The organism is Rhizobium moroccans, from assembly GCF_057559155.1.
Map to the genome: position 1 here is coordinate 58,044 of NZ_JBHFJG010000022.1, position 9,104 is coordinate 67,147.

9 protein-coding genes are annotated in these 9,104 nt (G+C 61.2%); all 9 read right to left on the reverse strand.

What is annotated here, in order from left to right:
* On the reverse strand, window positions 1-771 hold the full coding sequence (locus ACE04I_RS13145) for a biotin--[acetyl-CoA-carboxylase] ligase (protein ID WP_046792763.1): 771 nt from the start codon (window positions 769-771) through the stop codon (window positions 1-3).
* A gap of 11 nt (window positions 772-782) precedes the next feature.
* Window positions 783-2,225 carry an NADH-quinone oxidoreductase subunit NuoN gene (gene nuoN / locus ACE04I_RS13150; protein WP_046792764.1) on the reverse strand — a complete coding sequence of 481 codons (1,443 nt, stop codon included), beginning with the start codon at window positions 2,223-2,225 and terminating at the stop codon, window positions 783-785.
* Window positions 2,226-2,243: 18 nt separating this feature from the next.
* Window positions 2,244-3,755 carry an NADH-quinone oxidoreductase subunit M gene (locus tag ACE04I_RS13155; protein ID WP_046792765.1) on the reverse strand — a complete coding sequence of 504 codons (1,512 nt, stop codon included), beginning with the start codon at window positions 3,753-3,755 and terminating at the stop codon, window positions 2,244-2,246.
* The gene (gene nuoL / locus ACE04I_RS13160) at window positions 3,755-5,755 is read right to left on the reverse strand and encodes an NADH-quinone oxidoreductase subunit L (RefSeq protein ID WP_046792766.1); all 2,001 of its coding nucleotides are present in this window, start codon (window positions 5,753-5,755) and stop codon (window positions 3,755-3,757) included. The genes ACE04I_RS13155 and nuoL overlap by 1 nt, the downstream gene beginning before the upstream one ends.
* A gap of 7 nt (window positions 5,756-5,762) precedes the next feature.
* A complete protein-coding gene (gene nuoK / locus ACE04I_RS13165; RefSeq protein WP_046792767.1) occupies window positions 5,763-6,071 on the reverse strand; it encodes an NADH-quinone oxidoreductase subunit NuoK in 309 nt (102 codons plus the stop codon).
* A 26-nt stretch (window positions 6,072-6,097) separates the two neighbouring features.
* Window positions 6,098-6,712, reverse strand: a complete 615-nt coding sequence (locus ACE04I_RS13170; RefSeq protein WP_046792768.1) for an NADH-quinone oxidoreductase subunit J — start codon at window positions 6,710-6,712, stop codon at window positions 6,098-6,100.
* 132 nt (window positions 6,713-6,844) lie between these two features.
* Window positions 6,845-7,336, reverse strand: a complete 492-nt coding sequence (nuoI, locus tag ACE04I_RS13175; protein WP_046792769.1) for an NADH-quinone oxidoreductase subunit NuoI — start codon at window positions 7,334-7,336, stop codon at window positions 6,845-6,847.
* A gap of 40 nt (window positions 7,337-7,376) precedes the next feature.
* Window positions 7,377-8,420 (reverse strand): NADH-quinone oxidoreductase subunit NuoH, encoded by a 1,044-nt coding sequence (gene nuoH, locus ACE04I_RS13180; RefSeq protein ID WP_046792770.1) that lies wholly within the window; start codon window positions 8,418-8,420, stop codon window positions 7,377-7,379.
* A 7-nt stretch (window positions 8,421-8,427) separates the two neighbouring features.
* A partial coding sequence (locus tag ACE04I_RS13185; RefSeq protein ID WP_487207165.1) for a molybdopterin-dependent oxidoreductase occupies window positions 8,428-9,104 on the reverse strand: 677 nt, incomplete at its 5' end.

Consider the following 9,104-nt stretch of genomic DNA (forward strand, 5'->3'; position numbering starts at 1 on the left):
TTAGTCCATTCTCGCAAAAAATACATCACCGGCAGCTATCGGCATAATCCTGCCAAATCCGGTATCGAGCAGCAGCAGACCTCCTTCATCGATACCCGCGAAAGTTCCCTCAAGCGAGCGGTCCGGAAGATTTACCGTGATTTTTTCACCGATGCCGCAGGCGACCTCGCGCCAGCGCCGGCTGATCTCCGCAATGCCGCGCCCTTCGTCCCATGATTCCAGAACCTCCGCCATCGTTCTGAAAAGATGGGCGAAAAGCTCCTCGGGAGAGACGTTCGCGCCATGGTCGGCAAGGCGCGTCACGCCGTAAGGCGCGCTGTCGGGTTTATGGCGGATATTGATGCCGATGCCGATCACCAGCGCCCGGCGGCCGTCGGCAAGCCCCTCGCCCTCAAGAAGGATGCCGCAGGTTTTCTTGCGCCCGATCAGGATGTCGTTCGGCCATTTCACCTCCAGCGGCTCGCCACCGGTCGGCAGGACGGCGCGGATGGCCGAATGAACCGCGACGGCAATCGCCAGGGGAAGCGACCCCATCAACTGCGGCTCGGCCGGATCGATCAATAGGAGGGATGCGTAAAGATTGCCCGGCTCGGAAGTCCAGGCGCGACCCCGCCGGCCTCTGCCGGAAGTCTGGCGCGCGGCGGTGATCCAGAGCTTTCCGGGATCGCCCGCCCGCGCACGGGCGAGGCATTCGCTGTTGGTGGAGCCGATTTCACTCAGCGCTTCGTGACGAAAGTCATCGAGTGAAAAACGGCTCCCCGGGGCTGCCATCTACGCCGGTCTCAGAAGAACGACTTGGCCGCTGCATTCGCAGCCGAGCCAACCGGTCCACCGAACAGCACATAAGCCGTGACGAAGAGACCGGAGAGGCCGAAGACCAGCCGCAGTTCTCCGGAAATGCGTGCGAATTCGCCCTTGGCTTCATCGAACCACATCAGCTTGACGATGCGCAGGTAATAATAGGCGCCGACGACCGAGGACAGAACGCCGATGATCGCCAGCGCATAGAGCTTGGCTTCGATCGCCGCCACGAAGACGAAATACTTGGCGAAGAAGCCCGCGAGCGGCGGAATGCCCGCCATGGAGAACATCAGCGCGGTCAGCACCACAGCCATGAAGGGCTTGGTGGAGGAAAGCCCGGCGAGATCGTCGACATTCTCGACATTCTCGCCCTCCTTGCGGCGCATCGCCATGATGCAGGCGAAGACGCCGAGCGTCATGACCATGTAGATGGTCATGTAGAGAACGACGCCGGAGATGCCCGTCTCGGTGCCGGCGGCAACGCCGACAAGCGCGAAGCCCATATGGCCGATCGAGGAATAGGCCATCAGCCGCTTGATGTTGCGCTGGCCGATCGCCGCGAACGAGCCGAGCAGCATCGAGGCGATAGCCACGAAGACGATGATCTGGCGCCAGTCGGCTAGGATCGGCATGAAAGCTTCGGAGACGAGGCGAACCAGGATCGCCATGGCGGCAACCTTCGGTCCGGCCGCGAAGAAGGCGGTGACCGGCGTCGGCGCGCCTTCATAGACGTCCGGCGTCCACATATGGAACGGCACGGCCGAGATCTTGAAGCAGGCGCCGGCCATCACGAAGACCATGCCGAAGATGAGGCCGAGATTGCGCGGTTCGGAGGAGAGCACTCCGGCGATCTCGTCAAAGCCCGTATTGCCGGTGAAGCCGTAGATCAGCGACATGCCGTAAAGCATCATGCCCGAGGAGAGCGCGCCGAGCACGAAATACTTCAGGCCCGCTTCGGTGGAACGCAGGCTGTCGCGGTTGATGGCCGCGACGACATAGAGCGACAGCGACATCAGCTCCAGGCCAAGATAGAGGGCGATGAGATCGTTGGCCGAAATCAGCACCATCATGCCGAGGGTTGCGAGAACCAGGAGAACCGGGAACTCGAAACGGTCGAGCTGCTCGGAACGGGCATGGCCGACGGCCATGATCATCGCCGTGATCGAGCCGATCAGCGCGAGCACCTTCATGAAGCGCGCGAAGGGGTCCAGAAGGAAGGCGCCTCCGAAGGCCTCGCCCTCGCCGGGCGAGAAGATCAGCCAGAGCCCGGCGATGACGAGCAGCGCCACCGCAAGACCGGTCACCGTCGGCGCGGACTTGTCGCCGGAGAAGACGCCGATCATCAGAAGAGCGAGCGCGCCCACCGCCAGAATGACTTCCGGCATTGCGAGCTGCAGGCTTAGAGAGAGTAGTTCAGCGGTCATATCCAGTCGTGTCCCGTCTCAGTGCACGGTCAGTGCAAGGTCTTGCGCCGCGCGCAGGGCTGCGGAGTAGTTATTTACCAGGAGGTCTACCGAGGCTGCCGTCGCATCGAAGATCGGTGCCGGATAGACGCCATAGAAGATGGTGAGCGCGATCATCGGGTAGAGGATCACCTTCTCGCGGGTCGAAAGATCGAGCAGACCCTTGAGGCTCTCCTTCTCGAGCGCGCCGAAGATCACCCGGCGATAGAGCCAAAGCGCGTAGGATGCCGAAAGGATGATGCCTGTCGCCGCAAAGAGCGCGACCCAGGTGTTGACCCGGAAGACGCCGATGATCGTCAGGAATTCGCCGACGAAGCCGGACGTGCCCGGCAGGCCTACGTTCGCCATGGTGAAGACCATGAAGGCGACGGCATATTTCGGCATGTTGTTGACGAGGCCGCCATAGGCCGTGATCTCGCGGGTATGCAGCCGGTCGTAGATGACGCCGACGCAAAGGAAGAGCGCGCCCGAGACGATGCCGTGCGACAGCATCTGGAAGATCGCACCCTGCACGCCCTGCACGTTGGCAGCGAAGATACCCATGGTCACGTAACCCATGTGGGCGACGGAGGAATAGGCGATCAGCTTCTTGATGTCGTCCTGCATCATCGCCACCAGCGAGGTGTAGATGATCGCCAGAACCGACAGCGTGAAGATGAACGGCGCGAAATAGTCGGACGCCAGCGGGAACATCTGCAGCGAGAAGCGGATGAAACCATAGCCGCCGAGCTTCAGCAGGACACCTGCCAGGATGACGGAGCCCGCGGTCGGCGCCTGGACGTGCGCGTCCGGAAGCCAGGTGTGGACCGGCCACATCGGCATCTTCACCGAGAAGGCCGCGAAGCAGGCGAGCCATAGCCAGGTCTGCATGCCGGCCGGGAAGCCGTATTTCACCAGCTCTGTCATGTCGGTCGTGCCGGCCTGCCAGTAGATCGCCATGATGGCGAGCATCAGCAGCACCGAGCCCGTCAGCGTGTAGAGGAAGAACTTGTAGCTCGCGTAGATGCGATCCTTGCCGCCCCATACGCCGATGATGACGAACATCGGGATGAGCGTCGCTTCGAAGAAGACGTAGAAGAGGACGATATCCAGCGAGACGAAGACGCCGACCATGACCACTTCCAGAAGCAGGAAGGCGATCATGTATTCCTTGAGGCGCTTCTCGACCGATTCCCAGCTCGCCAGCACGCAGAACGGCATCAGGAAGGTCGTCAGGATGACGAACAGCATGGAAATGCCGTCGACGCCGAGGTGATAGGCGATGCCCGTTCCGAGCCAGGCATGTTTCTCCACCATCTGAAAGCCCGGGTTCGAATTGTCGAAGCCGATCCAGATGAACAGCGAAACGATGAAGGTGAACACCGTCGTGAACAGGGAGACGTTCAGGATGTTGCGGCGGCCATAGGGGCCGTCCTCCCGCGTCAGAAGCAGCAGAAGGACGCCGACCAGCGGCAGGAAGGTGACCGTCGAGAGAATGGGCCAGTCGGTCATTACAGAGTGCTCCCGAGCATCATCCAGGTGACGAGGGCGGCGATGCCGATCAGCATCGCAAACGCATAGTGATAGAGATAGCCGGACTGCAGGCGCACGACGCGGCTGGTGACGTCCACGACACGCGCGGCAACGCCGTTCGGACCGTAGGTGTCGATGACGCCGATGTCACCCTTCTTCCAGAGGAAGCGACCGAGCGCCTTGGCGGAACGGACGAAGAGGAAATCGTAGATCTCGTCGAAGTACCACTTGTTCAGCAGGAACTCGTAGAGGACCTTCTGGGACTCGGCGAGACGACGCGGCGTCGAGGGCGACTTGATATACATGTACCAGGCCGTGACGAAGCCGAGAGCCATGGCGGCGAAGGGGCTCCACTTCACCCAGAGCGGCACGTGGTGGAACTCTTCCAGAATCTCGTTTTCCGGAAGCGTGAACAGCGCGCCCTTCCAGAACTCGGCATATTCATGGCCGAAGAAGTGGCCTTCGAACACAACGCCAGCGAGAACCGCGCCGATGGCGAGAAGGAAGAGCGGCGCCAGCATGACCATCGGCGATTCATGCACATGGTGCATGACGTCGGCGGAGGCGCGCGGCTTGCCGAAGAAGGTCATGAAGGCCAGACGCCAGGAATAGAAGCTCGTGAAGAGCGCCGCCACCACCAGGAGCGTGAAGGCGAAGCCCGCCGCTGCCGAATGTGAGGCGAAAGCGCTCTCGATGATCACGTCCTTGGAGAAGAAGCCGGCGAAGCCGAGCATGGTGCCGGGAATGCCGACGCCGGTCAGCGCCAGCGTGCCGATCGTCATCATCCAGAAGGTCCACGGAATATGCTTCCGGAGACCGCCCATGTAACGCATGTCCTGCTCGCCATCGACGGCATGGATCACCGAACCCGCGCCAAGGAAGAGCAGAGCCTTGAAGAAGGCGTGTGTAAACAGGTGGAAGATCGCCGCGCCATAGGCCCCTACCCCGAGTGCCACGAACATGTAACCGAGCTGCGAGCAGGTGGAATAGGCGATGACGCGCTTGATGTCGTTCTGCACGAGGCCAACGGTCGCCGCGAAGAAGGCGGTGATCGCACCGATGATCGTCACAACGAGCAGGGCATCGTGCGAAAGCTCGAAGAGCGGCGACATGCGGGCGACGAGGAAGACGCCGGCGGTCACCATGGTCGCGGCATGGATGAGGGCCGAGACCGGGGTCGGGCCTTCCATGGCGTCCGGCAGCCAGGTGTGAAGCAGGAACTGCGCCGACTTGCCCATCGCGCCCATGAAGAGCAGCAGGCAGACGACGGTCAGCGCACCGGCCTTGGAAAGCTCCATGCCGAAGATGTTGATAAAGGGTTCGGCGGCTTCCGCTGCACCTTCCGCCGGCAGATAGCTTCCCGCAGCCGCAAAGATCGTCTCGAAGTTGATCGAACCGAACAGCACGAAGACGCCGGCGATGCCCAGCACGAAACCGAAGTCGCCGACGCGGTTGACGATGAAAGCCTTCATGGCGGCGGCCGATGCCGAAGGCTTCTTGTACCAGAAGCCGATGAGCAGATAGGACGCCAGGCCCACGCCTTCCCAGCCGAAGAACATCTGCGCCAGGTTGTCGGCGGTCACCAGCATCAGCATGGCGAAGGTGAAGAGCGACAGATAGGCGAAGAAGCGCGGCCGATGCGGATCGTGGTGCATGTAGCCGATCGAATAGATGTGCACCAGCGACGACACGGTGTTGACGACCACGAACATGACCGCCGTCAGCGTATCGATGCGGAAGGCCCATTCGATATCGATGCCGCCGGACTGTATCCAGCGCAGCACATCGACCTTGATGACCTCGCCTGCTTCGCCATGGTGAAGCGCGACATTGAAGAAGACGATCCAGGAGAGAACGGCGGCGATGACCATCAGGCCGCTGGTGACATATTCCGATGCCTTGGCGCCGATCGACCGGCCGAACAGGCCGGCGATCAGGAAGCCGATCAGGGGAAGGAAGACGATAGCCTTGTAGATCATGACCCGATCAGCCCTTCATCATGTTGACGTCTTCGACCGCGATCGAGCCGCGGTTGCGGTAGAAGACGACGAGAATTGCAAGACCGATAGCAGCCTCGGCGGCCGCGACGGTGAGAATGAACAGCGCGAAGACCTGGCCGACGATGTCGTTCAGGAAGGAGGAGAAGGCCACCATGTTGAGGTTGACCGAGAGCAGGATGAGCTCGATCGACATCAGAATGATGATGACGTTCTTGCGGTTCAGGAAGATGCCGAACACGCCGAGCGTAAAGAGGATGGCGCTGACCGTCAGGTAGTGGGAAAGACCTATTTCCATATTTTTCGTTCCTTTTTCCCGCTCACTCAGACGCCCTGGCCCGGCTTGACCTTGACCACCTCGACGGCGGTCTCCGGCGTACGGGCCACCTGGGTCGGTATGTCCTGCCGCTTGATGTTGGTGCGGTGACGCAGCGTCAGCACGATTGCGCCGATCATCGCCACCAGAAGCACCAGGCCGGCGATCTGGAAGAAGTAGACATAATTCGTATAGAGCACGTCGCCGAGCGCGGCCGTATTGGTCCGTTCGGCCGGGTTCGGGATCGGCATGGTGATCGCCCGCGCGGCCTGCGGCGTCAGCACGCTGCCGCCGATCACGATGATCAGTTCGGCCGCGACGATCAGACCGACCATGATGCCGACCGGCGCATATTGCAGCATGCCGGAGCGCAGCTCGGCAAAGTCGATGTCGAGCATCATGACGACGAAGAGGAAGAGGACCGCCACGGCGCCGATATAGACGACGAGCAGGATCATGGCGAGGAACTCGGCGCCCGTCAGCAGGAAGAGCCCGGCCGAATTGAAGAACACCAGGATCAGGAACAGTACCGAATGTACCGGGTTCCTGGCCGAAATGACCATGAACGCCGACGCCACCGCGACGAACGCGAAAAGATAGAAGAAAACAGCCTGCAGACCCATCGTGGTGCCTTTTCGTCCTCACCGGGAAGTTCCGAAAGGATTCCTTCTTCCCGTCAGAAATCCGGAGGTCCTTTGACCTCCGCATTCATTGTTTGCTTGTGGCGCCGGCGGCGCCGGTCCGATGGCCCGCCCTCAGCGGTAGGGCGCATCCATTGCGATATTGCGGGCGATCTCGCGCTCCCAGCGGTCTCCGTTTTCGAGAAGTCTCGCCTTGTCGAAATAGAGCTCTTCGCGGGTTTCGGTCGAAAACTCGAAGTTCGGGCCTTCGACGATCGCGTCGACCGGACATGCCTCCTGGCAGAAGCCGCAATAGATGCACTTCACCATGTCGATGTCGTAGCGCACCGTGCGGCGGGTGCCGTCATTGCGGCGCGGTCCGGCTTCGATGGTGATCGCCTGGGCAGGACAGATCGCTTCGCAGAGCTTGCAGGCGATGCAGCGCTCCTCACCGTTAGGATAACGGCGAAGCGCATGCTCGCCGCGGAAGCGCGGAGAGACCGGGCCCTTTTCGAAGGGATAGTTGATCGTGGCCTTCTGCTTGAAGAAGTAGCGCATCGACAGGAAGAAAGCGCCGACGAACTCTTTCAGAAACAGCGAACTGACGGCTTGCGAAAGACTTGCCATCCTTATTCTCCAATGATGCCGAAACCGGGACCGGTCATGGTTATGCCCATCCCATCAGTTTCAGCACGAATGCGGTGATGATGACCATGGCGAGCGAGATCGGAAGGAAGACCTTCCAGCCGAGACGCATGAGCTGGTCATAGCGGTAGCGCGGTACGAAGGCCTTCACCATGGCGAACATGAAGAAAACCATGGACGCCTTCAGGACGAACCAGATGATGCCGGGAACCCAGTTCAGGAACCAGACGTCGACCGGCGGCAGCCATCCGCCGAGGAAGAGGATCGTCGTCAGCGAGCAGATCAGCAGGATCGCGGCATATTCGCCGAGCATCAGCATCATGTACGGCGCGGAGGAATATTCCACCATGTAGCCGGCGACGAGCTCCGATTCCGCTTCCGGAAGATCGAAGGGCGGACGGTTGGTTTCGGCCAGTCCCGAGATGAAGAAGATCACGAACATCGGGAAGAGCGACAGCCAGTGCCAGTCCAGGAAGGAGTTCGGCAGGCCGACCATGGTGCCGAGACCATCGCGCTGGGCATAGACGATATCGGTGAGGTTCAGCGAGCCGACGCAAAGCAGGACGGTGACGATGACGAAGCCGATCGAGACTTCGTAGGACACCATCTGCGCGGCGGAGCGCAGCGCGCCGAGGAACGGATATTTCGAGTTCGACGCCCAGCCCGACATGATGACGCCGTAGACTTCGAGCGAGGAGATCGCGAAGACATAGAGGATGCCGACATTGATATTGGCGATCACCCAGTTGTCGTTCAGCGGAATGACCGCCCAGGCGGCTAGCGCAAGCGTCACCGAGACCAGCGGAGCGATCAGGAAGACGCCCTTGTTAGCGCCCGACGGAATGATCGGCTCCTTGAAGACGAACTTCAAAAGGTCGGCGAAGGACTGGAACAGGCCGAAGGGACCGACGACGTTCGGGCCGCGGCGAAGCTGCACGGCAGCCCAGATCTTGCGGTCGGCCAGCAGGATGTAAGCAATGAAGACCAAGAGGCAGACGAGGAGCAGCAGGGACTGTCCGATCATGACGATCGCCGGCCAAGCATAGGTCGAGAAGAATGAATCCATGGTCCTGTTACTCCGCCGCTGCCTTGAAGTTGTTACGGGCCAGAGCCGAGCATTCGGCCATGACCGCGGAGGCGCGGGCGATTGGGTTCGTCAAATAGAAGTCTTTGATCGGAGACGCAAACGCAGACTTCGTCATCTCACCGGCTTTTTGCCCGAGTGCGGCGATTTCGTTCACGTCACCGGCCGCGATCTCATCAAGCGCGGCGAAATGCGGATAGGCTTCATAGAGCTTCGCCCGCAGCGCGGAGAGCGAATCGAACGGCAGTTTCTTGCCGAGCACGTCGGAAAGTGCGCGCAGGATCGCCCAGTCCTCTCGAGCCTCGCCCGGTGCGAAACCGGCGCGGTTGCCCATCTGCGGGCGGCCTTCGGTGTTGACCCAGGTGCCGGACTTCTCCGTATAGGCTGCGCCGGGCAAGATGACATCGGCGTTATGAGCGCCCGCATCGCCGTGGCTGCCGATATAGACGGTAAACTTGGCGTGCTTGGTCGAGAACTCCATTTCGTCCGCACCGAGCAGGAAGAGTACGTCCATCGAGCGCAGCATGGTCGCCGCATTGGCTCCCTTCGGACCCGGCACGAAGCCGAGATCGAGGCCACCGACGCGGGAGGCCGCGGTGTGAAGCACGGCAAAGCCGTTCCACTCGTCGGTGAGCGCGCCCACAGAGCCGGCGAGCTGGGCGGCGG